Origin of the sequence: Vibrio sp. MA40-2 (assembly GCF_047302445.1) — a bacterium.
Taxonomy (GTDB): domain Bacteria; phylum Pseudomonadota; class Gammaproteobacteria; order Enterobacterales; family Vibrionaceae; genus Vibrio.
The window spans coordinates 2,004,793-2,030,093 of sequence record NZ_CP178628.1; the positions used below are offsets into that span (position 1 = coordinate 2,004,793).

Annotated in this window: 24 protein-coding genes, 1 riboswitch and 1 other annotated feature; of the genes, 14 read left to right on the forward strand and 10 right to left on the reverse strand. The window is 40.0% G+C overall.

The window, feature by feature from the left end; genetic code table 11:
- The first annotated feature begins 394 nt into the window (after positions 1-394).
- From ACLKML_RS16690 to ACLKML_RS16700, 3 genes are all read left to right on the forward strand, one after another.
- Positions 395-1,297, forward strand: a complete 903-nt coding sequence (locus ACLKML_RS16690) for a porin (protein ID WP_413284143.1) — start codon at positions 395-397, stop codon at positions 1,295-1,297.
- A 109-nt stretch (positions 1,298-1,406) separates the two neighbouring features.
- Positions 1,407-2,159 carry a DUF2057 family protein gene (locus ACLKML_RS16695; RefSeq protein ID WP_413284144.1) on the forward strand — a complete coding sequence of 251 codons (753 nt, stop codon included), beginning with the start codon at positions 1,407-1,409 and terminating at the stop codon, positions 2,157-2,159.
- 204 nt (positions 2,160-2,363) lie between these two features.
- Positions 2,364-3,668: an inosine/guanosine kinase gene (locus tag ACLKML_RS16700; RefSeq protein ID WP_413284145.1), complete on the forward strand. Its 1,305-nt coding sequence runs from the start codon at positions 2,364-2,366 to the stop codon at positions 3,666-3,668.
- An 89-nt stretch (positions 3,669-3,757) separates the two neighbouring features.
- Here the strand turns inward: ACLKML_RS16700 and ACLKML_RS16705 are convergent, their stop codons facing one another.
- The gene (locus ACLKML_RS16705) at positions 3,758-4,168 is read right to left on the reverse strand and encodes an H-NS family nucleoid-associated regulatory protein (RefSeq protein ID WP_413284146.1); all 411 of its coding nucleotides are present in this window, start codon (positions 4,166-4,168) and stop codon (positions 3,758-3,760) included.
- A 382-nt stretch (positions 4,169-4,550) separates the two neighbouring features.
- Positions 4,551-4,730: riboswitch (Lysine riboswitch) on the forward strand.
- Positions 4,731-5,358: 628 nt separating this feature from the next.
- Between ACLKML_RS16705 and ACLKML_RS16710 the strand changes: the two genes are divergently transcribed.
- From ACLKML_RS16710 to hisIE, 9 genes are all read left to right on the forward strand, one after another.
- Positions 5,359-6,402: a Na+/H+ antiporter NhaC family protein gene (locus ACLKML_RS16710; protein ID WP_413285915.1), complete on the forward strand. Its 1,044-nt coding sequence runs from the start codon at positions 5,359-5,361 to the stop codon at positions 6,400-6,402.
- A 137-nt stretch (positions 6,403-6,539) separates the two neighbouring features.
- Positions 6,540-6,668, forward strand: a sequence feature (His leader region).
- Between the two features lie 127 nt (positions 6,669-6,795).
- Complete coding sequence (gene hisG / locus ACLKML_RS16715) at positions 6,796-7,692, forward strand: ATP phosphoribosyltransferase (protein WP_413284147.1); 897 nt, start codon at positions 6,796-6,798, stop codon at positions 7,690-7,692.
- Positions 7,693-7,695: 3 nt separating this feature from the next.
- Positions 7,696-9,009, forward strand: coding sequence for a histidinol dehydrogenase (hisD, locus tag ACLKML_RS16720; protein WP_413284148.1), 1,314 nt, complete (start codon positions 7,696-7,698; stop codon positions 9,007-9,009).
- 3 nt (positions 9,010-9,012) lie between these two features.
- Positions 9,013-10,056 (forward strand): histidinol-phosphate transaminase, encoded by a 1,044-nt coding sequence (gene hisC / locus ACLKML_RS16725; RefSeq protein ID WP_413284149.1) that lies wholly within the window; start codon positions 9,013-9,015, stop codon positions 10,054-10,056.
- A 123-nt stretch (positions 10,057-10,179) separates the two neighbouring features.
- The gene (gene hisB / locus ACLKML_RS16730) at positions 10,180-11,253 is read left to right on the forward strand and encodes a bifunctional histidinol-phosphatase/imidazoleglycerol-phosphate dehydratase HisB (RefSeq protein WP_413284150.1); all 1,074 of its coding nucleotides are present in this window, start codon (positions 10,180-10,182) and stop codon (positions 11,251-11,253) included.
- A gap of 47 nt (positions 11,254-11,300) precedes the next feature.
- Positions 11,301-11,921 carry an imidazole glycerol phosphate synthase subunit HisH gene (gene hisH / locus ACLKML_RS16735; RefSeq protein ID WP_413285916.1) on the forward strand — a complete coding sequence of 207 codons (621 nt, stop codon included), beginning with the start codon at positions 11,301-11,303 and terminating at the stop codon, positions 11,919-11,921.
- A gap of 69 nt (positions 11,922-11,990) precedes the next feature.
- Positions 11,991-12,728, forward strand: a complete 738-nt coding sequence (gene hisA, locus ACLKML_RS16740) for a 1-(5-phosphoribosyl)-5-[(5-phosphoribosylamino)methylideneamino]imidazole-4-carboxamide isomerase (RefSeq protein ID WP_413284151.1) — start codon at positions 11,991-11,993, stop codon at positions 12,726-12,728.
- Positions 12,710-13,483, forward strand: a complete 774-nt coding sequence (gene hisF, locus ACLKML_RS16745) for an imidazole glycerol phosphate synthase subunit HisF (protein WP_317716253.1) — start codon at positions 12,710-12,712, stop codon at positions 13,481-13,483. Before hisA ends, hisF begins: the two co-directional genes overlap by 19 nt.
- On the forward strand, positions 13,480-14,118 hold the full coding sequence (hisIE, locus tag ACLKML_RS16750) for a bifunctional phosphoribosyl-AMP cyclohydrolase/phosphoribosyl-ATP diphosphatase HisIE (protein ID WP_317716252.1): 639 nt from the start codon (positions 13,480-13,482) through the stop codon (positions 14,116-14,118). The genes hisF and hisIE overlap by 4 nt, the downstream gene beginning before the upstream one ends.
- Before the next feature lie 144 nt (positions 14,119-14,262).
- Here the strand turns inward: hisIE and ACLKML_RS16755 are convergent, their stop codons facing one another.
- The 4 genes from ACLKML_RS16755 to ACLKML_RS16770 form a co-directional block, all read right to left on the reverse strand.
- Complete coding sequence (locus tag ACLKML_RS16755) at positions 14,263-14,715, reverse strand: YchJ family protein (RefSeq protein WP_413284152.1); 453 nt, start codon at positions 14,713-14,715, stop codon at positions 14,263-14,265.
- Positions 14,716-14,746: 31 nt separating this feature from the next.
- Entirely contained in the window at positions 14,747-15,970 is a 1,224-nt protein-coding gene (locus tag ACLKML_RS16760; protein ID WP_413284153.1) for an EAL and HDOD domain-containing protein, read from the reverse strand.
- A 116-nt stretch (positions 15,971-16,086) separates the two neighbouring features.
- A complete protein-coding gene (gene lpxH, locus ACLKML_RS16765) occupies positions 16,087-16,818 on the reverse strand; it encodes a UDP-2,3-diacylglucosamine diphosphatase (protein ID WP_413284154.1) in 732 nt (243 codons plus the stop codon).
- Positions 16,819-16,859: 41 nt separating this feature from the next.
- Positions 16,860-17,357, reverse strand: a complete 498-nt coding sequence (locus ACLKML_RS16770) for a peptidylprolyl isomerase (RefSeq protein WP_413284155.1) — start codon at positions 17,355-17,357, stop codon at positions 16,860-16,862.
- Positions 17,358-17,526: 169 nt separating this feature from the next.
- Between ACLKML_RS16770 and cysS the strand changes: the two genes are divergently transcribed.
- Positions 17,527-18,909 (forward strand): cysteine--tRNA ligase, encoded by a 1,383-nt coding sequence (gene cysS, locus ACLKML_RS16775; protein WP_413284156.1) that lies wholly within the window; start codon positions 17,527-17,529, stop codon positions 18,907-18,909.
- A 220-nt stretch (positions 18,910-19,129) separates the two neighbouring features.
- Positions 19,130-19,708 (forward strand): thymidine kinase, encoded by a 579-nt coding sequence (locus tag ACLKML_RS16780; RefSeq protein WP_413284157.1) that lies wholly within the window; start codon positions 19,130-19,132, stop codon positions 19,706-19,708.
- A 130-nt stretch (positions 19,709-19,838) separates the two neighbouring features.
- Here ACLKML_RS16780 and ACLKML_RS16785 read toward each other — a convergent pair whose 3' ends face one another.
- The 5 genes from ACLKML_RS16785 to cmoA form a co-directional block, all read right to left on the reverse strand.
- On the reverse strand, positions 19,839-20,795 hold the full coding sequence (locus tag ACLKML_RS16785) for an alpha-L-glutamate ligase-like protein (RefSeq protein WP_413284158.1): 957 nt from the start codon (positions 20,793-20,795) through the stop codon (positions 19,839-19,841).
- A 4-nt stretch (positions 20,796-20,799) separates the two neighbouring features.
- Entirely contained in the window at positions 20,800-22,308 is a 1,509-nt protein-coding gene (locus ACLKML_RS16790) for an inactive transglutaminase family protein (RefSeq protein ID WP_413284159.1), read from the reverse strand.
- 103 nt (positions 22,309-22,411) lie between these two features.
- Positions 22,412-23,269: a RimK/LysX family protein gene (locus ACLKML_RS16795; RefSeq protein WP_413284160.1), complete on the reverse strand. Its 858-nt coding sequence runs from the start codon at positions 23,267-23,269 to the stop codon at positions 22,412-22,414.
- A gap of 185 nt (positions 23,270-23,454) precedes the next feature.
- Positions 23,455-24,429 (reverse strand): tRNA 5-methoxyuridine(34)/uridine 5-oxyacetic acid(34) synthase CmoB, encoded by a 975-nt coding sequence (gene cmoB, locus ACLKML_RS16800; protein WP_413284161.1) that lies wholly within the window; start codon positions 24,427-24,429, stop codon positions 23,455-23,457.
- Positions 24,430-24,554: 125 nt separating this feature from the next.
- Positions 24,555-25,283: a carboxy-S-adenosyl-L-methionine synthase CmoA gene (cmoA, locus tag ACLKML_RS16805; RefSeq protein ID WP_413284162.1), complete on the reverse strand. Its 729-nt coding sequence runs from the start codon at positions 25,281-25,283 to the stop codon at positions 24,555-24,557.
- Between the last annotated feature and the right edge of the window lie 18 nt (positions 25,284-25,301).

The window sequence follows — 25,301 nt, forward strand, 5'->3', positions numbered from 1 at the left end:
ATTGTAATGCATGAACTTTCTGGTCGATATTAAATTCTTTTAATTTTATATTTAAGCCGAATATTATATATTTTATATCGTATTAGTATAATTTATAAGATTAATATATGGCAAAGGATTTTTATTGGTTGATTGGTTTTTCAATGCTATTGATGTGTTGATTATAACTTATACATATATGAAATAAGCTAAATCACTGTTTTTATTGTATTTATTTATTTTTATTTTTATTTATTTAGAGGTTTGACATCAGACGATTTCTTTTGCAATCTAGTTCTCGAAATATTACGGGTGATGACGAGGTAGCAACTAAGCTAAAACGTTATTATCAATAAAATAAAAAAGGGAACCGGAAAGGATTTCCTACATTCTTAAGAAAAGGCAGTGGATTATTATGAAAAAGACTCTATTAGCATTATCAGTATTGGTTGCTTCTACAGCGGCTAACGCAGGTATCGAACTTTATAACCAAGATGGTGCAAGCGTTACTTTAGGCGGTGACCTAGAAGTTGTTTACGTTAAAGGTACAGCTGAAGATTCAAGCGTTGAGCAACAAATTCAAGATGCTGATTTAAAAATTGATATCCGTAAAGTTGTAAACGATGAGCTATCTGTTGGCGCATACTGGGAATTCCAAGGCGACGACAACGACACTACTGAAGGCGGAAGCGCTAACATGGGTGACGTTTACTTTGCATTCTATACTGCTTCTTACGGTTCTGTGAAAATTGGTGATGTTTGTAGCATTGCTGATGATCTAGGTGTAGGCGAAGATTACCAATTCGGTGTAACTGCGGCTGTAGACCAAGTTGACGCTTGTGCTGACGAAGCTGTTCGTTGGGATTACTCAAACGATCAAATGTATGTTTCTGCTGCTTACCGTGACAACCAACGTTCTGATGCAGTTGCAGACCTTGCAGACATCAAAGTTGGCTTTATGGCTGGTGACTTCGACCTAATGGGTTACTACGGTACTTCTAACTCTGCAGAACAAGACACTTTTGCTCTTGAAGCTCGTTACGGTCTAGACGCGATGAACCTAGCACTAGGTTACTACGATGTTGAAGATGCCGGTAACGTAGTTGCTCTTGCTGCTGATTACACAATGGACAAGTGGTTGTTCGCTGCAGGCGTTAACCTAATTGATGCTGACGCTTCTGATGATGACACAACTGAGTACTTCCTAAACGCTGGTTACGCTGTTGCTTCTGCTACTACTCTTTACGCTGAAATCGGCGGAAATGACGTAGATGGTTCTGAGCTAGGCTACGCTGTTGGTGCTAAAGTAGAATTCTAATTTAACCTTAATAATTATTGTTAAATTAAAATCTTTAAAAAACCACCCATTATGGGTGGTTTTTTTGATTTAATGCTTGATAATATTATGTTTATTTTTAAGGAGTAATATGAAATACGTCATTAGTGGGTTAGTAAGCTTGGTTCTATCTGCGACAGCATTTAGTGCTGAATTGAGCCCAGATAGAAATATACGATTACTGGTTGTTAACGAAGTGAAAACCGAGTCGGCTACAGAATCTGTGACGCTAAATGATGGCTTTGTCCAAGTAGTGGCAAAAGTATCTAGTCGCGTTGGCCAAGGTTCTAAAAAAAGGGTGTTTGACTCTGCTCCTTTTATTATTTCATTTGAAGCAACCGGAAAAGATTTAACCTTAGTTGCGCCCAAGTTACGAGATTATGAGCAAGCAGTGTTGCATTTTAAGGGCACACCCGATCTAAAACTTTTAGCGGCAGGTGAAGAAGTGGCGTATCGTTATACTGAGATGCCAGCTAAAGATGGTTTTATGCCTTTTCAGAATGAACTGGCACAAGTTAAACAATATAATCAGCAAAATCGAATCTTTTTCGGTGAGCAAGCAGAGCTTGCTTCTAAAGCAAAAGTTGTATCAACAAGCTCTTCTAGTGCAGGGCCGGCCGTTGTGACAGGAACCGTTGCGGCTTCAGTTGCCAGTAATGCTTCAGTTGCCAGTAATGCTTCAGTTGCCAGTAATGCTACAGTAGACAGCGCGGCAGTAAGTGCTGCTAATATGGCTTCTGTTAACGTTGCCAATACTAATCTAGAGCAATTACAAGCTTGGTATATCAAAGCTTCTAAAGCGGAGCGTAAAGAATTCCGCAAATGGATGATCGACCAAGAATAGCCTGATCAATCTAAAATAGTAAGCGTCAAACTGATGCAATACCGCTGAAACTCAGCTGTTCGTTAGGCTAGTGTAGTTATAGTGGTATTTTGCATCAGTTAAATATTTTGTGACGGTAACGTTTGCGTGATACGACAATATTGCTGTTATAAAAATCTCAAGCTAAAATAAATACCCCTTACTTTATTATAGCCAAACCTTTCTATGAAATTCCCCGGCCAACGTAAATCTAAACATTATTTTCCCGTTCATGCACGTGATCCTTTGGTTACTCAAGCGAAAGCGAGTAAACAGATGGACAGAACACATATTATTGGTATTGACCAAACTCTAGTGGATATCGAGGCTAGAGTGCCAGATAGCTATCTTGAGCAGTTTCATCTGAGTAAAGGTCATTCGTTGGTTATTGATGATGAAGCAGCAGAATCACTGTATCAGCAACTCAAGCAACAGAATTTGATTACTAATGAGTATGCAGGGGGAACAATAGGCAATACATTACATAATTACTCGGTATTAGCGGATGACAAATCGATATTACTTGGCGTAATGAGCCAAGATATTAAAATTGGCAGCTATGGTTATCAATATTTATGTAATACATCAAGTCGAATGGATTTAAATTATCTACAAGGTGTTTGTGGAGCGATTGGTCGTTGTTTTGCTTTGATATCCGATGATGGTGAAAGGACATTTGCTATCAGTGAAGGTCAAATGAATCAACTTCAGCCAACTAGTATTCCTGAACATATTTTTGATAATGCGTCAGCTCTAGTGTTGACTGCGTATTTAGTACGTTGCAAAAAAGGCGATCCGATGCCAGAAGCAACAATGCAGGCCATTGCTTACGCTAAACAACATGATGTGCCGGTAGTGTTAACACTTGGGACCAAGTTTGTTATTCAAGATGATGCACAGTTTTGGCGGGATTTTTTAAAGCAACATGTCTCAGTTGTGGCGATGAATGAAGATGAGGCAGAAGCACTCACTGGCTTTTCCGACCCATTATTAGCCGCGGATAGAGCATTAGAGTGGGTTGATTTAGTATTATGTACCGCAGGGCCTGTTGGGCTTTATATGGCGGGTTATACCGAAAACTCTGCAAAGCGAACGACTTCGTTGCCGTTATTACCGGGTTCTATTGCTGAGTTTAATCAATATGAATTTAGTCGCCCAAGTATTAAAGCTTCTTGCCACGATCCGATTAAAGTGTATTCGCACATTGCGCCATATATGGGCGGGCCAGAGAAGATTAAAAATACTAATGGGGCTGGAGATGCGGCGCTTTCTGCTTTATTACATGATATGGCTGCCAATCGATATCATAAAGATAACGTACCAAATTCGAGTAAACATCAATACCCTTATTTGACTTATTCATCGTTTTCACAAGTATGTAAATATGCTAACAGAGCGAGTTATGAAGTGTTAGTACAACACTCGCCAAGATTGTCTCGTGGATTACCTGAAAAAGAAGACAGTTTGGAAGAGGCGTATTGGGAAAGGTAGCGAATAAATAAACCGAGCTACCTAGAGGCAGCTCGGTTTATTGTTAAATTATCTATTCTTAAGCTAAGAATAATAAAAGCAAATGCTTTTTAAATTAGGAAGTCATCAAGAGACTTGCCAGCATCAAGTTGCGTTTGTATTGATGAAGGCGTTCTACCTTGACCAGTCCATGTTTTTTCTTCACCTGTTGCAGCATCAATATATTTGTATTTTGCTGGACGAGGTTCGCGCTTTTTACGTGGTTTACTTTTAGTTTCGCCAGATAGTGCTGAAATTAAATCTTCAACGTCAATTCCGTCTTTTGCAATCATTTGAGCATATTCGGCTAACTTGGCTTCTCTTTCTGCTAAAGCAGCTTGTTCTTCTTCTGCTGCTGCACGGCGTTCTTCAACCACTACAGTTAATTTTTCTAAGGCTTCTTCTAATTGCTCAAACGTTAATTCACGAGCAAAAGCGCGTAAACTGCGAATATTTAGCAATGTTTTTGTAAGTTCTGACATGTGGATTACCATTTGATTATTATTAATACTCAGCAATGATAACAGTCAATTTAAATTATACAAATTTATTTTAATGCAGATATTATAACTTTCAGGAATATTAACGGAAATATAAATCTTAATTCCATTTTTATTATCTGTTATTAAACTATTATCCGGTATTAAACTATAGTTCTACTAAATAGTTTTAGCATAATAGCTGATTAGAACAAATAGCTTAAAAAATAGGTTATTGTTAATGTTTGATCTATACAACCACTTCTATTGATTTTTATGATTTTGCAGGATTTTCATGTTGCAAATGAACTTTAGATCGGTACAATCTTGCGAAACTTGTTCGGTTTAGCAGTTAAATAAATTTTTATGCTATTTATTAATGCTTTACCGAGGTAGAGGCGCAATAACGATCAGTACATTCTATTGGGGTGATGCCAATGAATAGTTTGGAAAGGAGTTGTTGCCGAAGTACGTTTGTTTATCGAGCGGCGTACTGGGGTTGTATTTAACAAATATAACACTGCCATAGTACTTTTTATTTTAACTATGGAGCGCTACTGTAGGTCGGGGATGTTATTTATTTTCCCTTTTACTTACCATTAACAAATAATTTTGTTAATTCTGCAGTAGATCTCTAACCAATTTGGTTTATGCAGATCATGAATTTAGTCGATTTTTCAATTTCCTCTTTATCTTTGTTACCGCCATTATTAGCTCTAGGGCTGGCTATCATAACTCGCCGTGTACTTATCTCGTTAGGGATTGGTATTGTTGTCGGGGCATTTTTGTTAGCCGATTATTCTTTGTTGAATTCAGCTCACTATATTATTACTACGGTAAAAGGAGTAGCGATTGATGGTGACGAAATTAATAGCTGGAATATGAGTATCGTTGCGTTTTTGTTGTTACTTGGAATGATGACGGCACTATTAACGTTATCCGGCGGAACTAGAGCGTTTGCTTTATGGGCTCAAACTAAGATTAAAAGTAAGCGAGGTGCTAAATTACTGGCGGCTTTCTTAGGTGTGTTTATATTTGTTGATGACTATTTTAATAGTTTAGCTGTTGGCGCAATTTCACGTCCTGTTACTGATCGTTACAATGTTTCACGCGCTAAGTTAGCGTATATTTTAGATTCTACTGCTGCGCCAATGTGTGTATTAATGCCCGCTTCGAGTTGGGGTGCTTATATAATGACAATTATTAGCGGTATTTTAGTTACCCATGGGTTAACTGAATATTCAGCACTGGGTGCTTATTTGCGTCTGGTTCCGATGAATTTTTATGCAGTGTTTGCTCTTTTGATGGTATTTGCTGTTGCTTGGTTCCAATTAGATATTGGTGCTATGAAACAACATGAATTTAATTCATCTAAAAATAGCCAGATAGTTGAAGATGAAGAAAATAATGTCGGATATTCAGCAAGTGATGATTTAAATATTGTTGAAAGTGAATATGGAAAAGTGTCTGATTTAGTGCTGCCTATTGTATTTTTGATAATAGCTACAATTGGATCAATGCTATTTACTGGTAGCGAAGCGCTTACGTCCATAGGCGAGGAGTTTACTTTATTAGGCGCGTTTGAAAATACAAATGTAGGCACTTCGTTAGTATATGGCGGAACGGTTGGTTTACTGGTTGCATTAATTACTGTAATAAAACAGAAATTATCAGTGCAAGATATTGGCAAAACAATTTGGATCGGCGCTAAATCAATGTTTAGTGCTATTTTAATATTAGTTTTTGCTTGGTCTATCGGTTCAGTGATCGGTGATATGAAAACAGGTGTTTATTTATCTTCACTGATTCAAGGTAATATTAGTGCTCATTGGTTGCCGGTTATTCTATTTTTATTATCTGGTGTTATGGCTTTTTCAACCGGCACCTCTTGGGGGACGTTTGGAATTATGCTGCCAATTGCCGGAGACATGGCCGGAGCGACCGAGTTGGCACTGATGTTACCTATGTTAAGTGCAGTTTTAGCTGGTTCGGTTTTTGGTGACCACTGCTCGCCTATTTCAGATACGACGATATTGTCATCGACCGGCGCACGTTGTAATCATATCGACCATGTTGCTACGCAATTGCCCTATGCAATTAGTGTTGCGTTAGTCTCTTGTGTTGGCTTTATTATGCTTGGACTCACTAATTCAGTGATGACCTCTTTTGCGGCAACTTTTGTTGCATTTGTTGTGGTTTGTTTTATTTTATCGATAATATCAAGGTCGACCCGATAATATTAAGGTGAAGCAAGTTACCGTCTCAAAATAGCTAAAAAAAAATCGAATTTTTGGTTGAAAATTTCATTGAGCTTGGTTAGTGTGGACATAAGCTAAAGGAGCTAAGAAATTATGCGCAAATTTGTAATGAACATTCATCACCATCATCACCCAGAGTAGTCTTTCGGGCGATGTGCGCATACCCGGGAGATTAACACTCCCGGAGGTCAAATCAGACAAAGATTCGAACCCTCGGGAATTAAAAATTCCGAGGGTTTTTTTTGCTTTAGATATTTTTTTACTCTAGATGATTTTTGCTCTAGATAAGTAAAGGTAAGCACCAGTCTTAACGATGGTTAAAATATAATTTAGAAAATTTGAAATAACGAATTTTAGACAGGGAATAGAGAAATGCAAACACAGCGATTAAGAATTGCCATCCAGAAAAAAGGCCGCCTAAGTAAAGAGTGCCAAAATCTATTAAAAAAATGTGGTGTTAAATTTAATTTAATCGGCGAACGTCTAGTCGTTCATGCTGAAAATATGCCAATCGATCTTTTGTTGGTGCGTGATGACGATATTCCAGGTTTAGTGATGGACGGTGTGGTTGACCTTGGATTTATTGGTGAAAATGAGCTGGAAGAAGTTCGGTTAGATCGCGTGGCATTGAATGAACCAAGTGAATTTGTTGCTTTGCGTCGTTTAGATTTTGGTGGCTGTCGTTTGTCTATAGCGATAAACAAAGACGATGAGTACAACGGCCCACAAGATTTGAACGGTAAACGTATTGCCACCACTTATCCTCACCTTTTGAAAGCATTTATGGATCAACAAGGTATTGAATTTAGTACTTGTAACTTACAAGGTTCAGTAGAAGTTGCACCTCGAGCAGGTTTGGCTGATGCCATTGCAGATTTGGTTTCTACGGGTGCAACATTGGAAGCGAACGGACTGAAAGAAGCGGAAGTGATTTTTCGTTCAAAAGCAACTTTGATCCAACGTGCTGGCGATTTCGAAACTGATAAGCAAAACTTAATCAACAAGCTTCTCACCCGTATGCAAGGTGTCATTCAGGCTAAAGAATCTAAGTATATTATGTTGCACGCGCCAACCGAACAGCTAGAAGCAATAAAAGCACTGCTACCGGGAGCAGAAGATCCAACGGTATTACCTTTAGCTGCAGAGAAAAACCGTGTGGCAGTTCACTTAGTTAGTACTGAGAACCTTTTTTGGGAAACCATGGAGCAATTGAAAGCCTTAGGTGCGAGCTCTATTCTTGTTCTTCCTATCGAAAAAATGATGGAGTAACCGATGAAAACAGTTGTCTGGCAATCTTTAAGTGAATCTCAGCAAGAGTCGGTATTACAACGACCAGCGATAACTGAAGGTGCAAATATTACTTCTGCAGTGGAACAAGTTATTGCTCAAGTTCGTGCCGAAGGCGACCAAGCCTTACTAAAACTAACGCAAAAGTTTGATGGTGTTACACCAGAGTCTATTCGCGTTTCAAGCCAAGAAATAGAAGCGGCCAGTGATCGTCTTTCACAAAAAATGAAAGATGCATTGCAACAAGCGTATAGCAATATTTCTGTGTTCCATAAAGCACAAAAGCCTCAACCGCTTAAAGTTGAGACTCAAACGGGTGTGTTTTGTGAGCAAATAACTCGGCCGATCAATAAAGTTGGGTTGTATATTCCGGGTGGCAGTGCGCCGTTGCCTTCTACGGTATTAATGTTAGGTGTACCGTCTCAAATTGCCGGTTGTCGTAAAGTGGTACTATGTTCTCCGCCGCCGATTGCTGATGAGATTCTGTATGTTGCCAAGCTGTGTAAAATCGATGAAGTATATAATGTAGGTGGTGGCCAAGCGATTGCCGCAATGGCTTACGGTACCGAAACGGTTTCTAAAGTCGAAAAAATATTTGGCCCTGGCAATGCCTACGTAACAGAGGCTAAACGCCAAGTCAGCAATGACTTTCGTGGTGCTGCAATTGATATGCCTGCTGGTCCTTCTGAAGTTTTAGTCATAGCTGATGAAACAGCCGAGCCAGAGTTTGTTGCTGCCGACTTACTCAGTCAGGCTGAACACGGCCCAGATTCACAAGTTATTTTACTGACGCCTTCTGCAGTGATTGCCGATCAAGTCGCGGACGCTGTTCAAGCTCAATTAAAAGTATTATCTCGCGCTGATATTGCTGAAAAAGCTTTAGCTTCAAGCATTATTGTTATTGCCGATTCTATTCCGCAATGTGTGTCCATTTCTAATGCTTACGGCCCAGAGCACCTTATTGTGCAAACTCGTAACCCAAGAGATTTATTGCCGCTTCTCGATAATGCAGGCTCAATTTTTCTTGGTGACTGGTCGCCGGAATCTGCTGGTGATTATGCCTCAGGAACTAACCATGTATTGCCGACGTATGGCTATACCAGAACGTATTCAAGCTTAGGGTTAGCCGATTTTTCTAAGCGTATGACGGTACAAGAGTTAACCGCTGACGGTTTAAAAGGTTTAGCACCAACCGTGGTGACAATGGCTGAAGCTGAAGGGCTTGACGCGCATAAACGCGCCGTTACTGTTCGTATAGAAAAGCTAGCTCGTACAGAAACATTAGCCAAAGGAGAATAGTTGATGGAAAAGCTGGCTCGAAAACAAGTTCAACAGCTTACTCCTTATCTTTCAGCCAGAAGGATAGGGGGAAGCGGTGATGTTTGGTTGAACGCCAATGAATCTCCGTTTGATAATCAATATCAAACTACGTTTGATAAACTTAATCGCTACAGCAGTTGTCAGCCAACCGAGTTAATCGAAGCTTATGCGTCTTATGCGGGTGTTTTAGCAGAACAAGTGTTGACCTCACGTGGAGCAGATGAAGGTATCGAACTATTGGTTAGAGCGTTTTGCGAACCTGGTGAAGACGCAATATTGTATTGTCCTCCTACTTACGGGATGTACGCCATTAGTGCTGAAACGATTGGCGTTGAACGAAAAGTGGTGCCTTCTAAATCGGATTGGCAGTTAGATCTGGAGGCGATAAAAGCCAACCTTGATGGCGTTAAATTAGTGTTTGTTTGCAGCCCAAATAACCCGACAGGCAACCTAATTGATCGTCAAGATATTATTGCTTTGTTAGAAATGACCAAAGACAAAGCGATTGTTGTTATGGATGAAGCGTACATTGATTTTTGTCCAGAAGCATCGACTAAAGATTTGCTGGCTAAATACGAAAATCTCGCTATTCTGCGTACCTTATCAAAAGCGTTTGCTTTAGCAGGATTAAGATGTGGATTTACCTTAGCTAATAAATCTATTATCGATGTATTATTAAAAGTTATTGCACCATACCCTGTACCAATACCAGTAGCGGATATCGCTTGTCAGGCATTATCTGAAGCAGGGCTAAAAAGAGCACGAACTCAGGTCGAAGAGCTCAATAACAACCGAGCTTATTTGGCTGAACAGCTTTCAGGTATTGATGGGTTAACGGTTTTCGAAGGCTGGGGCAACTACCTTTTAATTCAATTTCCTAATGGCGATGAAATATTTAAATGCGCATGGGATAATGGCATTATTTTACGTAATTCGCCTATTAAAGATTGCATTCGTATTAGTGTTGGTAGCAAGCAAGAGTGCCAAACAACCGCCAATTTTATTAAAAAGCAATTGCAAGGCTAGAAGATTGTACAACACTAGAAGATAGTACAACACTAGAAAACAGTTACAACACTAGTTAATTAAATATAGAACCAGTTACAGATTAAGCATAGTCGACAGCACGCACGGTATAAGGAAAGTTAAGTGAGCAACCAACAAAAAATTCTATTTATTGACCGCGATGGTACGTTAATCGTTGAACCACCTATCGACTTTCAAGTTGACCGCCTCGATAAATTAAAACTAGAACCGTATGTTATTCCTAGCCTGCTGGCGTTACAAGATGCTGGATATCGATTGGTTATGGTGACGAATCAAGATGGTTTAGGTACAGAAAGTTATCCGCAAGAAGAGTTTGATGCTCCACATAATATGATGATGGAAATTTTTGAATCGCAAGGTGTTAAGTTTGATGATGTGCTACTTTGCCCACACTTTGAAGCAGATAATTGTACTTGCCGTAAACCTAAATTAGGTATGGTTAAGGACTATCTCAAAGATGGTAAAGTGGACTTTCAAACGTCAGTGGTCATTGGTGACCGTGAGACAGACCTACAACTAGCGGAAAACATGGCCATTCGTGGTATTCAATATCACCCGGAAAAAATGGGTTGGCCACAAATCTTACGAGATTTAACGGTGAAAGAACGTACCGCTAAAGTGGTGAGAACCACCAAAGAAACCGACATATCTGTTGCTGTTAATTTAGATGTGCAAGGTGGCAACAAGATTACAACTGGTCTCGGGTTTTTCGATCATATGCTCGACCAAATCGCGACTCATGGCGCGTTTCAGTTGCAAGTTAATGTTGATGGTGATTTGCACATTGATGACCATCACTCAGTAGAAGATACGGCCTTGGCCTTAGGCCAAGCACTGAAAGAAGCGCTTGGTGATAAACGCGGTATTGGTCGATTTGGCTTTAGTTTGCCAATGGATGAATGTTTAGCGCAATGCGCATTGGACCTTTCTGGTCGACCTTTCCTTAAATTTGATGCGAAATTTGGTCGTGAACTAGTGGGTGATCTTTCTACCGAAATGGTTGAGCACTTTTTCCGTTCATTAACCGATACACTTGCGTGTACGCTGCATTTATCATCGGCAGGCCATAATGATCACCATATTATCGAAAGCTTATTTAAAGCGTTTGGTCGTACACTACGTCAAGCGATTAAAGTTGAAGGTAATGAAATGCCAAGTAGTAAAGGTGTTTTGTGATGGTAAGTTCTGCAATACAGTGCTCGGAATTAGATAAGGAAGCCATGATGAGTCAAAATCAGAAAGTCGTCATTATTGATACTGGTTGTGCCAATGTTTCATCGGTTAAATTTGCCATTGAGCGTTTAGGCTACACAGTGAGTATCTCTAAAGATCCCGAAGTAGTATTGGCGGCAGACAAGCTGTTTTTACCCGGTGTAGGTACGGCAAGTGAAGCAATGAAGAATCTTGCGGAACGAGATCTGATTGAATTAGTTAAAAAAGTACAAAAACCTCTACTTGGTATCTGCTTAGGCATGCAATTACTCGGTAAACTCTCTTATGAGAAGGGCTCAGGTGGTAACGAAGCCGTACCATGTTTAGGATTATGTGAAGGCGAAGTACGCTTGATGGAAACGGGTGAGCTGCCATTGCCTCATATGGGATGGAATACGGTTACGGCAAGCGAAGGAAATCCATTATTTGCAGGGATTGAAAAAGACGAGTATTTCTACTTTGTGCACAGTTATGCCATGCCTGTTGATGCCAATACAATAGCATCGTGCGATTACGGTAATCCGTTTACTGCTGCTGTACAAAACGGTAATTATTATGGCGTGCAGTTCCATCCAGAGCGTTCTAGCAAAGCCGGTTCTCGTCTGATTAAGAACTTTTTAGAGCTCGTTTAGACGCACATTATAATTCAGTTGCGACCGCTTGTGTTTTAGCTGATAGAAAAAGAATAAAAGGATGTTGTAGTGATTATTCCAGCACTCGATTTAATTGAAGGCCAAGTAGTTCGCTTATTTCAAGGCGATTATGGCCAAGTTACAGAATATAAAGTTAATCCAGCGGAGCAATTCGACCTTTACCATAAAGCTGGTGCAAATTGGCTGCATTTAGTCGACCTTACCGGTGCCAAAGATATTCAGGCCCGTCAACTCGATCTTATTGCTAGCCTGTTAGCGAGTACCCCAGCCAAAGTACAAATTGGTGGTGGAGTAAGGACCGAACAAGACGTTATAGGGCTACTAAACGCCGGTGCAGAACGTGTTGTCGTTGGCTCTACTGCGGTAAAGCAACCTGAGCTGGTAAAAGGTTGGATGGAAAAATATGGCGCAGAAAAAATTGTACTCGCCCTTGATATTAATATTAATGATAAAGGCGAACGAAAAGTAGCAATTTCGGGTTGGCAAGAAGATTCTGGCGTTACGATTGAAGCGTTAATTGACGATTACCTAACGGTTGGCTTACAACATGTGTTATGTACTGATATCTCAAGAGATGGGACATTAACCGGGTCCAATGTAGAGCTTTATGTTGATCTTTGTAAGCTGTATCCACAAGTACAATTTCAGTCATCTGGCGGAATTGGTAGCCTAGCGGATATTGAAGCGCTTAAAGGTTGTGGTGTTGCCGGTGTGATTGTTGGCCGCGCGTTGTTAGATGGTAAATTTACCGCAGAGGAGGCTTTCCAATGTTGGCAAAGCGAATAATTCCTTGTCTTGATGTCCGTGACGGTCAAGTAGTCAAAGGTGTTCAATTTCGTAATCACGAGATTATTGGTGATATCGTTCCTCTCGCCCAGCGTTATGCTGAAGAAGGCGCAGACGAATTGGTGTTTTATGATATTACGGCTTCTTCTGATGGTCGAGTGGTGGACAAAAGTTGGGTAGCGAGAGTCGCGGAAGTTATTGATATCCCGTTTTGCGTTGCTGGTGGTATTAAATCGGCACAGGATGCGTCGCGTATTTTGGAGTTTGGTGCAGATAAAGTATCAATCAACTCGCCAGCGTTAGCGAACCCTCAATTGATTACTGATCTAGCCGATAAATTTGGCGTACAGTGTATCGTGGTGGGTATCGACTCTTATTTTGATGCAGAAACTGGGAAGTATCAGGTTTATCAGTTTACCGGTGATGAACAACGTACTAAAGCCACTCAATGGGAAACACGTGATTGGGTACAAGAAGTACAAAAACGCGGCGCGGGTGAAATAGTACTCAATATGATGAACCAAGATGGCGTACGTAATGGTTATGATCTTGAGCAGTTAAATATGGTGCGCGAAGTGTGTCATGTTCCTTTAATTGCTTCTGGAGGCGCAGGCGCTATGGAGCACTTTGCTGAAGCGTATAAAAAGACCAATGTAGACGGTGCGCTTGCGGCGTCTGTTTTCCACAAACAAGTCATTAATATTGGCGAACTTAAACAATACTTAAAACAACAAGGAGTGGAAACACGTTTATGAGCACTGCAGTAGAAAATAATAACGTGAGCTTAGTTGATAGAATCGATTGGGATAAAGTGGATGGTTTAATCCCTGCCATTGTACAAGACTTTCAATCTAGCCAAGTGCTCATGATGGGGTATATGAACGCCGAGGCGTTAAATAAAACCTTACAGACTGAGAAGGTAACGTTTTTCTCTCGTACTAAAGCGCGTCTTTGGACCAAAGGTGAAACGTCTGGTAATGTCTTGCAACTAAAAAATATCTCTTTAGATTGCGATAATGACACCTTGTTGGTGCTGGTTAATCCGATTGGGCCAACATGTCACACTGGAACCACAACCTGTTTCGATGGCGATAAGCAAGAAGTATCTCAATTGGTGTGGCTTCACCAACTTGAAACTCTGCTGGCTGAACGAAAAAATGCCGATCCAGATTCCTCTTATACAGCCAGTTTGTACGCCCGTGGTACCAAACGTATTTCGCAGAAAGTGGGCGAAGAAGGGGTTGAAGTTGCGCTTGCGGCAACGTCGGGCGATAAGGCGGAGTTAGTCTGTGAATCAGCCGATTTGATCTATCATTTGTTTGTTTTATTACAAGACCAAGGTTTATCAATGAATGATGTGATTAATAAGCTAAAAGAAAGACATAAGTAAGTTGTTTGTTTTTTGAAGCTAAAATCCCCGCATAAGGCGGGGATTTTTATATCAACCAATAGTTTTTACATCTACCAATAACTTTTACATCTACCAATAAGTACTAAATAACCAAGAAGTAGTAAATAACCAAGGCCGCTAACGCTAAGCGCAACACTTTTTGTATTTTTTGCCGCTACCGCATAAACAAGGATCATTACGACCTATCTTTTGTACTGGAAAGTGGCCATCTAGATAATACCAATGTCCCTTTTCTTTAATAAAGCGGGAACGCTCATGCATATATTGTTCGGAGAGCGCTTCAATATAGTAGGCTTTAAATTCGACAATACCAGTGCTTCCATCAGGTTCAGGCGCTGCAATTATCTCTAAGCGCTGCCAATTGAGTTGAACAGAATCGGTAATACCTTGTCGATCGTTGTGCGCATTGCAACTTGGGTGATATGTATCGATGATAAAATCAATATTCTTTACGATGTGAGCGGAATATCGGGCCCGCATTAACTGCTCTGGTCGAAGCGCCATTGCATGATTATCATGGATTTTTTTACAGCAACTATGGTAGCTTTTATTACTCCCACAGGGGCATAAGCTCATACAACATCCTTTTTATTTACTGATCGTTTATTTACTTATCATTTTTTATTGGTCGAGCAAATAGGTCTTCAGTCCATTGAATGGATTGTTGGTAATATTTAACCAGATGGTCTTCATGTAAGCCTAATTTAATTCTCGTCTCGCCAACGGTTTTCCAATCAGCTAATTCATAAGCGATCACTAAATTGAGAATATCGCCCAATATCCCCTCATGTTCTAATAACGCTACCTTTATTTTGTCATCAATTGGTATTGCATTAACTATTTTTTCAAGAGGTTGGTCAAACAATGAATCCAATAGTGAGAACATGCCAGTAAGGAATGCTTGACCGCTGTTGTTTTGGTCAATTTTTTGCGAAATAAGTTCACAGAATCTGGCGCGTTGTATTGATAAGGAATAAAGTGATTCCGGTTTAGCTTTGTCAGTAGAGGCAACAACCACAAGAGAAACAAATTTTCTAAGTTTTTCTTCGCCTAAGTAAGCCAAGGCCTGATGAAATGACTGAATAGGGGACGATATTAAATAAGACGAGTTTACGAAGCGGAGTAACTTATAAGATAAGGTTACGTCACCGGTGACGATACGTTCTACTTCTAAATAATCTATTTCCGCTGCAGAGATGGCTTTACACAATTGCACAATGATTAAAAAGGAAGGTTCGATAGATTTTTGTTGGATCATTTCCGGTTTGCTAAAAAAATAACCTTGAAAATAACTAAAGCCAGCATCAATAGCCTGTTGATATTGTTGGTAGTTTTCCACTTTTTCAGCTAAAAATTTTATTTTAGACCCTTTTAATCGCTGGATAAACTTTTTGGCTTTTTCTATAGGAATAATTTGAATATCAAATTTAATAAGGTGGATATGTGGTAAAAAGCGTTTCCATTCTGGGCTTGGAATAAAATCATCTAAGGCAATGATATAGCCTTTTTTTTCTAAATGGATAATCGCAGTAAGTAACTCGTCAGTAGGTTGACAATTTTCTAATATCTCAACGACAATTTTTTCTTTAGGGAAAAGTCCGGGTATTTGATTAATTAAGCTTTGATAGGGAAAATTAACAAAGCCTAGTTTATCACCGAGAACACAATACTCATTACCCCAGAATTGATCGGATAATAGACGATGAGTTGCTTTTTCTGGTTCTATTTCAGGAAACGTATTTTGAGGACCGTCTCTAAAAAGAAGCTCATAAGCAACCGTATTTTTGTCTATGTCTAAGATTGGTTGACGAGCAACGTACGAGTATTTCATATAGGATTTAAGTCCAAGCAAACAAACCGTTTCGTAATATTGATAGGGATTATTAATTATTCTAATAATATAACATTATTAGAATATTTTTTTATACAATTTGTCTTACCGTTAAACTATTTTTCAAAAAATTCATTTTCAAATGCATAACCATTTTGATCATATTTCAATATTGAACTTTGTGAGTACCAGTCACCTAGGACAATACGAGTACAAGGGGTGTGGTCATTTATATTAAAATGATGAATATTAGGTCGATGAGTATGACCATGAATCATTAAATCACATTGGTACTGTTCTAGTACTGTTTCAACTTCTTGTTGATTAACATCCATTATGTCTAGGGATTTTGCTTTTTTATCTTGGCCAATATCAGATTGGACTTTAGCGACAATTTTCTTTTTGACGAACAATGGCAAACAATTGTATACCGATTGCAACCAAGGCTGATGGACTTTTTCTCTAAAAGCTTGGTATTTCACATCATCGGTACAAAGTGTATCTCCGTGTAAAATAACCGCTTTCTGACCATAAAGGTCGATTAGAGTTGCATCATCTAGTATTTGCATACCAGTTTCTTGTTCGAAACGTTTACCGACTAGGAAATCTCGATTACCTTTAATGAAATAACAGGGAACACCTGCTTGAGTTAGTGCTTTAAACTCACTTTTGATTGATTGATTAAAAGTGCTTTTATCATCATCGCCTACCCAAAATTCGAATAAATCACCAAGCACGTATAAGGCGTCAGCATTGACGGCCTGTGTCTTCATGAACTTGTTAAAGCTCTTGGTAATGTCAGGGCGAGAAGGCGTGAGGTGTAAGTCTGATATAAATAAAGTTGTCATAATAATAGCTGATAAAGGGAGCTCGTGGGCTCCCCTATTTTTTACTCTTCTGTAATAGTCGTGCCAGTAATAGTCACTTCTTCTAGAGGTACATCTTGGTGCATACCCATAGAACCCGTGCTTACTGCTTTAATTTTGTTTACGATTTCCATACCATCAACAACATGAGCAAATACACAATAGCCCCAGCCATCCATGCTTTCAGATTTAAAATCTAGGAAGGTGTTGTTGTTAACATTGATGAAAAATTGTGAACTTGCTGAGTGAGGTTCCATTGTACGAGCCATTGCTAGCGTACCAACGCTGTTACTTAAGCCATTGTTGGCTTCATTTTTGATTGAGGCGCGAGTGGCTTTTTCTTTTAAGCCAGATGTCATGCCGCCACCTTGAATCATAAAACCATCAATGACACGGTGGAAAAGTGTATTGTCGTAAAAACCATCGCGACAATATTGCAGAAAGTTCGCGCTAGTTTCTGGTGCTTTTTCTTCGTTTAGCTGAATGGTAATATCACCGAAATTAGTGTGAAGGATGATCATGGTTTAAACCCTTTTTTGATTGTATTGTTTGCAAGTGTGAATTCTAGCTTATCACAGCCGCTAAGCAAATTATTCTGATTTTATCTGACTGCATAAAACGGTTACCTATTCAAATTGGAATTGATATACTCACCGTCAATTTTATTTTCATACAGACCAGATAAAGATTATGTTAAAAATATACAACACACTCACGCGTCAGAAAGAAGAATTCAAACCAATCACCGCTGGAAAAATTGGCATGTATGTGTGTGGGGTAACCATTTATGATCTTTGTCATATCGGCCATGGACGTACTTTTGTTTCATTCGATGTTGTTTCTCGTTATCTGCGATTTTTAGGCTATGACCTAAATTTTGTACGAAATATTACCGATATAGACGATAAAATCATCAAACGCGCGACAGAAAATGGTGAGAGTTGTGAATCGTTAACTGAGCGTCTTATTCAAGAAATGTATCAAGATTTTGATGCACTGAATATGAAACGTCCTGACGTTGAACCAAGAGCTACACACTTTATTGCTGAAATAATTACCTTAGTTGAGCGATTAATTGAGCGTGGATTTGCTTATGTTGCAAGCAATGGCGATGTGATGTTTGAAGTGAAAAAATTTGAACAATATGGTCAATTGTCAAAACAAGATTTAGACCAACTACAAGCCGGTGCGCGAGTAGATATCGATAGCGCCAAGCGTAGTCCGCTCGATTTTGTAGTGTGGAAAATGTCCAAGCCGGGTGAGCCTACTTGGTCATCTCCGTGGGGAGATGGTCGTCCAGGATGGCACATTGAATGTTCGGCGATGAATTCGGCTATATTAGGTAACCATTTTGATATCCATGGTGGTGGTTCGGATCTGCAATTTCCACATCATGAAAATGAAATTGCTCAATCATGTTGTGCGCATGATACAAAGTATGTCAATACTTGGATGCATAGCGGTATGGTGATGATTGATCAAGAAAAGATGTCTAAATCCTTGGGTAACTTTTTCACCATTCGAGATGTGCTACAACATTATGATGCCGAAACGGTACGCTATTTCTTAATGTCAGGTCATTATCGTAGCCAACTAAATTATAGTGAAGACAACCTTAATCAAGCGCGTTCAGCCTTGGAGCGTTTATACACAGCGTTACGCGGGCTAGATACAGAGGCAGTGGCAGACACTGAAAGTGATTATGTTGGTCGTTTTACGGATGCAATGAACGATGATTTTAATACCCCTGAAGCTTATTCGGTTTTATTTGATATGGCGCGAGAAATTAATCGTCTGAAAACTGAAGATTTAGCTGCTGCGTCAAAACTTGGGGCATTAATGCGCGAGCTTGCAGATGTTATCGGCATTCTTCACCAAGACGCAGATACTTTTTTGCAAGGTGACTTAGGTAATAATGATGAAGTGGCCGAGATAGAAGCGCTAATTAAGTTACGTAATGATTCTCGTGCTTCTAAAGATTGGGCCAACGCCGATTTAGCGCGTAACAAGTTAACTGAAATGGGTATTATCTTAGAAGATGGTCCAGAAGGAACAACTTGGCGTAAAGGTTAGATCCGATGTGAAAAACCTTAGGGTATAACTTTATAACGGGCAGTTAACTGGTAATACGTTTCTCGGTTCACGTATTAATTAAGTTGCTGCCTTTGCTATGTTTTGTGAATTAAACCCCATAAGATGAAAACAAGAACCGTCAGTGAGCTACCTAAAATCAATTAGCTAAAATCAATAACCTAGAATTAATAACCTAAGAATTAGTAACCGAGAACAAATCATGGCTCAGATGTACTTCTATTACTCGTCAATGAATGCGGGTAAATCTACCACGCTTCTTCAATCCTCTTTTAACTATCAAGAACGTGGTATGAATCCGGTGATTTTTACTGCCGCATTAGATGATCGTTACGGAATGGGAAAAGTTAGCTCTAGGATTGGTTTACAATCCGATGCTCAGCTGTTCAGTGCTACGACCGAACTTTACCAAGAAATAGATCAATTGAATAACCAACAGAAGCTGCATTGCGTTTTGGTTGACGAGTGCCAATTTTTATCTAAACAACAGGTTTACCAGTTAACCGAAGTGGTGGATAAATTACATATTCCAGTGCTGTGTTATGGTTTACGTACCGATTTCCAAGGTGAATTATTTGAAGGCAGTAAGTACCTGCTTTCTTGGGCTGATAAGTTAGTTGAATTAAAAACCATTTGTCATTGTGGAAGAAAAGCCAACATGGTTATTCGTACCGATGAAAACGGCAAACCTATCGCAGAAGGCGATCAAGTTGCTATTGGTGGCAATGACAAATATGTTTCCATGTGCCGAGCACACTACAAGGAAGCGCTGGGTAAATAAATCGGCCATTAGTCGATATTTTGCAGAGTTCTCGGGAGCACGTTCATTCAAATTAGTGAATGAATACAATGGGTATTATTCAGACACTGAAATCGCAGATGTCTGAATAATATCTTCCTTAGTTTAAAAGTTAACGACCAAAGTGCTTAGCTGCATACGCAACTCTTTCTGCCGGTTTTGGATAGTCATTATCGTGCTCTAATTCCTCTATATGACGAAGCCTCGGTAATAATCCCGCGCCATTAGCTATTTGAATCGCTAATCCGGGGCGTGCATTTAGTTCGAGTACCATGGGGCCTTCTTCTCGGTCTAGAACCATATCGGTTCCCATGTAACCAAGCCCGGTCATTTCCCACGCACTTGAGGCTAACACCAACAGTTTGCGCCAATGGGGAACTTGCAGTGAAAGCAGATCTTTGCCGGTATCCGGATGTTGTTTAATGGGGTGGTCGAATTGCACCGCACGAACGGCTTTTCCAGTCGCGATGTCGATACCAACGCCTACTGCACCTTGATGTAAGTTGGCTTTTCCATCTGAGGCTGCCGTCGATAGTCGCATCATCGCCATAACGGGGTAACCTTTAAATACAATTATTCGAACATCAGGCACACCTTCATAGCTGAATCCTTCAAAACAATCATCGAATTTAATCAAGTTTTCTACAACGGCAACATCATTTTTACCGCCTAACGAGAACAGCCCCGCCAGTGTGTTACTAATGTGTCGTTCTACATCTTGTTGATTACAGGTCGCTCCAGATGGTTTGGTATAGACGCCGTCTTTGTGCGACACAATAACTAAGATGCCTTTTCCGCCACTGCCTTGGGCTGGTTTAATAACGAAACCAGGCCATTGCTTAACCATGGCATGAACCTTCTTTACTTCGGCTTGTTGTCTTATCACACCAATCAGCGCTGGCGTGGTTGCACCTGCTTTTGCCGCTATTATTTTGGTTTTCAGTTTGTCATCAACTAAAGGATACTTAGAACGGTCGTTATATCGCCCGATATAGCTATGGTTCCTTGTATTCATGCCCATTATGCCTTTGTTTTTAAGCTTTATAGGGGAGGTGAAACTTGCAAACATAACGTTAATCCTCGGCTAATGGCTTAAAGCGACGTAATTCTGTTAGGCGATAGCCGGTGTAGTTACCTAGCGCTAAGATAGCGGCTAAAATTAACAATTGAATACCGATAAAGTTAAAGGTTAGGTGCTGGATCATATCGTTGGTCATGGCTAAATAAACAATAACAGAGGTTAGCAATGAACCTCCACCTTGCATAAAGACTTCTTTGGGACCTTCTTCTTCCCATAAAATCGACATACGTTCGACTGTCCAAGAAAGAATGATCATTGGGAAGAAAGTAATACTGAGTCCTTCTGTTAATCCGATGCGGAAGGCGACCACGGTAAACACAGAGATAATCAATATTACCGTGATGATCACGGCGGATATTCTGGCCACTAATAATAAATTAAGCTTGGAAAGATAACCGCGTATAATTAACCCGGTTCCGACAATAAGTAAGAAGCCAATGATACCCGTGAGCAGCTGAGTTTGTACAAACGCGACAGCAATTAAAACAGGCATAAAGGTACCGGATGTTTTGAGGCCAATAATGACTCGTAAGAACACGACGATTAATGCGCCAATTGGAATGAGCATGATGGTTTTAAACATCGACTGCTCTTCTAATGGCAGAGTATGGATAGAAAAATTGAGTAGATTATCGGCGTTGACCTTGCTATCAGTCGCGGCCGCAGGAGAAATATCTTGCGCTATCATTGAGAAATGTACTTGGCTATTTTTACCTCCAACCACATCAAGCAGCGATACATTCGATTCGTCCCAAATTAATACGCCATCAGATTTTCCTTGGGTGCCGGAATCTGGGTCGAATAATAGCCAAGTTTGGTTGTCCCACACTTGAACCATTTTATTAATATTTTGTCGACGACGGCCATCTTCAAGATAGATTACCCCAACAATTTTGTTGGGGATTTGCGCATAAGAAAGCAGTTTGGATATCATTTTTGCTTTACTTGACTGATCAAGCAGTAATGCTGCATTTTGGCTATCAGCATCGTTTAACCGTTTTATTAACTCTCGAGTAAAAGTAGCGTTATCAGCACTGCGTTGCGAAGCTTGTTCAATGAGCGATTTTGCCGCTGCGTCTTGTGGGCCATCAAAAGTGGGTTGCAAAATCGGTTCATCAGAAGGAGGGATAGGCTGTACGTCAGCTTGATCGTCCTGTAAAAATTGAGTCTTGTAATAAATAGTCTGTGCGCCACTGGCTTGTCGTATTGACCATTCGGCACGTCGGCCTGAATCGGAGTCGACGTATGCAATTCCATACCCCGGTGATGATGCTGATTCATTTATTAATGTGTATCCCGATTGTGTATTAGGGGCTGCAAGAGACACTTTGGCTGGTTGATCCATTCCAGTGAATTCTATCCGCGCTTCTACTTCCCAAACTTGGCGTTTTTCTCCTGGAGACCAAGGAACACCGTAGTTGTCGTGACGCATGATATTAAGCCAAGTCCCGGCAGCAATGAGCAGCGCAATCAGGAAGTAAAAAGGAATTCTTGAGGTCATAGTTGTATCCTTAAGATCATAGTTGTTTCCTCGGGGTCATAATTGTTTACTTAACATCTTGGTTATTTACTTAACATCATAGATGCTCGATTAAAGACTATAATTATTCTTCTGCGGTTACATTTGCCGCTATCTTTGCATCCTTTGTGTTTTGTTCGGTCAGCAGAAATTTCTTGCTAACATCGACTAGAGCGATGTCTCGAATAAATTCCCTACCCAGTAAGATAGGTTGGCTCATTTGATCTCTATTCGCCAGTGTAAACTGTGCTTTTTCATGAATACTGCCTATTTTTACCCATAATTCGACCACGGCACGTTTTTCTATCGATTCGGATGCCAATAAACGAATATTGGCGAACCTTACAATCGGCGCTTCGATGGTATGTTTCTCAACAGTATGCGGTTCGGAAGATGTGTCTTGAGGTGAGGTGTGATCAGCCGAGTCCGGGTCATTTAGATCAAATCTAACCCATTTTTTTCCTTCACGTTCAAAGTGCTCAATATTATTGGCGTGCAGTGAAGAGGTAGCAGACCCGGTATCAATTCGCGCTAAATAGAATCGCTCCATATTGGCAACTTGGATTTTTTCGATTGCGCCGAGTATGAGTGGTTTAGAAGGAATAGCTGGAGGTACATTACTCGATGGGGCTTGTTGTGTTTCACTGTTTGGATTATGTGCTGCTATTTGTGCTCGTAAGCCATTGGATTGCACTTTTAATTGCTGCGTCTCGGTTTTTAAAGCCGTTGTTTCCGCCGTTAAATCCATAACGTTGTTTTCAAGTCTTTGGATAGAATCAGACTGGTTGCTCAACACTATGTTTAGCTCATTGAGGTTATTCGTCATGATTTTTTGTGATGCTTTGATTGCATCTAAGGTTTGTTGATTCTGTTTTTCTAACTTGTTTGATACACATCCTGCAAGCAAGGTTGTTGCGATAACAGGGACAATAATACTTCGCATTTTTTACCTTAATTTCATTAGGATAACAGATAATTTGACGCGGAGTGTAGCCCACAAAAAAGGGTGCGAAAAGCACCCTAATGTCAGCATTTGGTTAGTATTTCATATGCAGTTAAAATAACAGCCATCGAATGCCTAGAATTCGATGGCTGTTTTCAACAACATCTCAATACTTTATCGCTTAATTAGACTGGATTTTTAGCGACTAATATTGCACGTTTTGGCGCAGGATAACCTTCGACTGTTTTACTCGGGTCATTCGGATCCAAATAATCGGGTAATGAATTGTGTTTCATCCATTCAGTACTGCGTTGTTCGCCCACGGTTGTGACGTTTTCATCTACAATACGAACCTGTTCAAACCCGCATTTTTCTAACCAAACCTTTAACGCTTTTGCAGAGGGGAAAAAGTACACGTTGCGCATTTGTGCGTAGCGGTCTGTTGGAACCAATACCGCATTCTCATCACCATCGATAACCAATGTTTCTAGCACTAGTTCACCGCCAGCAACCAATTGATTTTTTAATTGCATAATGTGGTCTAACGGTGAGCGGCGATGATAGAGAACGCCCATACTAAATACCGTATCAAACGCTTTTAGTTCAGGGAGTTGTTCAATTCCAAGCGGTAAAAGATGTACACGTTGGTCATCACCCATCAGTTTACGAATGGCTTCGAACTGAACTAAAAAAAGATGCGAAGGATCAACACCCATACATAATCGAGCACCCTCACCGAGCATTCTCCACATATGGTAGCCATTACCACAACCAACATCTAATACCGAACGGTTTTTAAGTGGTGATATATGTGGCAATACTCGATCCCATTTCCAATCTGATCGCCATTCGGTATCAATATGAATGCCATGAACAGAATATGGACCTTTACGCCACGGATGAAAGGTGCGTAATAGGTTATCGAGTTTCTTCTTTTCACCTTCAGCTAAAGGTTGCTGATTAGATAAGGTAACCGATAAATTTAGCTCAATGTTGTCGGGTTTATTATTAGGTAGTTTTTTTAGTGCCTTAAGCCAACGGTCAAAGTCACCGTGGTCAGCGGTTTGCCAATCGGTTAATTGTTGCGGAAGAACATTAAGCCATGGTTGCAGTTTTGGCTCTTGGGCAATGAGTTGATAAACATTAGCAAAATTGAACATTATTTGAGAGATCTTTTATTGAGTTTAAGTGAAGGCAATAAATGGCTTGTTGTGTTTTCAGTAATGCTTGCCATTTTATATCAAGTAACTAGCCAGTATATATCAAGAAAAAAGCCAAGATCTGGCTATTTAATCGCCAACATGGAGCCAAAGTTAAAGCACTGAAACCATACTTCAACCGTAGAAAAACCGATTTCTTTTAAGCGCGTTGTGTGCTGGTCAATCGAATCTGGAATCAAGACGTTTTCTATTGCACTACGTTTTTGGCTAATTTCTAATTCGCTATAACCGTTAGCACGCTTAAAATCATGGTGCAAATCGATAAGTAATTGATTGGCGTTATGATCTTCAAAAATATACTTTTCAGATAGAATCAAAATACCACCAGGGCGCAAACCGTTATAAATTTTTTCTAACAAGGACAGTCTATCTTCGGGAGATAAAAATTGTAGAGTGAAATTCAATACCACCATGCTAGCGTTATCGATTGAGATGTCACGAATATCGGCTTCGATTACTTCAACAGGTGTATCTGAGCGGTAAGCATTGACGTGCAACTTGCATCGTTCAACCATCGCTTTAGAGTTATCGACAGATATTATTTTGCAGCCTTGGTGGTGAATGTTACGTCGGATAGACAAGGTCGATGCACCAAGCGAGCAACCCAAATCATAAACAACCGAGTTAGGTTTAACAAATCGTTCTGCTAGCATGCCAATTGCCGAGATTATATTGCTGTAACCTGGCACAGATCGCTGAATCATATCAGGAAAAACTTCGACGACATTTTCATCGAAATTGAAGTTACCGATATTGTCGATAGGGGCTGAGAAAATATTATCTTTATTGCTCATGGTTGCCTGCAATTAAAC

Bases quoted from the DNA above. Each gene is read 5' to 3' on its own strand.
- ACLKML_RS16705 (WP_413284146.1), bottom strand. From the start codon at position 4,168: ATGTCAGAACTTACAAAAACATTGCTAAATATTCGCAGTTTACGCGCT.
- hisC (WP_413284149.1), top strand. From the start codon at position 9,013: ATGGAAAAGCTGGCTCGAAAACAAGTTCAACAGCTTACTCCTTATCTT.
- ACLKML_RS16695 (WP_413284144.1), top strand. From the start codon at position 1,407: ATGAAATACGTCATTAGTGGGTTAGTAAGCTTGGTTCTATCTGCGACA.
- ACLKML_RS16760 (WP_413284153.1), bottom strand. From the start codon at position 15,970: ATGAAATACTCGTACGTTGCTCGTCAACCAATCTTAGACATAGACAAA.
- cmoA (WP_413284162.1), bottom strand. From the start codon at position 25,283: ATGAGCAATAAAGATAATATTTTCTCAGCCCCTATCGACAATATCGGT.
- cysS (WP_413284156.1), top strand. From the start codon at position 17,527: ATGTTAAAAATATACAACACACTCACGCGTCAGAAAGAAGAATTCAAA.
- ACLKML_RS16795 (WP_413284160.1), bottom strand. From the start codon at position 23,269: ATGCGAAGTATTATTGTCCCTGTTATCGCAACAACCTTGCTTGCAGGA.
- hisG (WP_413284147.1), top strand. From the start codon at position 6,796: ATGCAAACACAGCGATTAAGAATTGCCATCCAGAAAAAAGGCCGCCTA.
- lpxH (WP_413284154.1), bottom strand. From the start codon at position 16,818: ATGACAACTTTATTTATATCAGACTTACACCTCACGCCTTCTCGCCCT.
- hisD (WP_413284148.1), top strand. From the start codon at position 7,696: ATGAAAACAGTTGTCTGGCAATCTTTAAGTGAATCTCAGCAAGAGTCG.
- cmoB (WP_413284161.1), bottom strand. From the start codon at position 24,429: ATGTTCAATTTTGCTAATGTTTATCAACTCATTGCCCAAGAGCCAAAA.
- ACLKML_RS16755 (WP_413284152.1), bottom strand. From the start codon at position 14,715: ATGAGCTTATGCCCCTGTGGGAGTAATAAAAGCTACCATAGTTGCTGT.
- ACLKML_RS16785 (WP_413284158.1), bottom strand. From the start codon at position 20,795: ATGTTTGCAAGTTTCACCTCCCCTATAAAGCTTAAAAACAAAGGCATA.
- ACLKML_RS16690 (WP_413284143.1), top strand. From the start codon at position 395: ATGAAAAAGACTCTATTAGCATTATCAGTATTGGTTGCTTCTACAGCG.
- ACLKML_RS16710 (WP_413285915.1), top strand. From the start codon at position 5,359: ATGACAATTATTAGCGGTATTTTAGTTACCCATGGGTTAACTGAATAT.
- hisF (WP_317716253.1), top strand. From the start codon at position 12,710: ATGTTGGCAAAGCGAATAATTCCTTGTCTTGATGTCCGTGACGGTCAA.
- ACLKML_RS16770 (WP_413284155.1), bottom strand. From the start codon at position 17,357: ATGATCATCCTTCACACTAATTTCGGTGATATTACCATTCAGCTAAAC.
- ACLKML_RS16700 (WP_413284145.1), top strand. From the start codon at position 2,364: ATGAAATTCCCCGGCCAACGTAAATCTAAACATTATTTTCCCGTTCAT.
- ACLKML_RS16780 (WP_413284157.1), top strand. From the start codon at position 19,130: ATGGCTCAGATGTACTTCTATTACTCGTCAATGAATGCGGGTAAATCT.
- hisIE (WP_317716252.1), top strand. From the start codon at position 13,480: ATGAGCACTGCAGTAGAAAATAATAACGTGAGCTTAGTTGATAGAATC.
- hisH (WP_413285916.1), top strand. From the start codon at position 11,301: ATGAGTCAAAATCAGAAAGTCGTCATTATTGATACTGGTTGTGCCAAT.
- ACLKML_RS16790 (WP_413284159.1), bottom strand. From the start codon at position 22,308: ATGACCTCAAGAATTCCTTTTTACTTCCTGATTGCGCTGCTCATTGCT.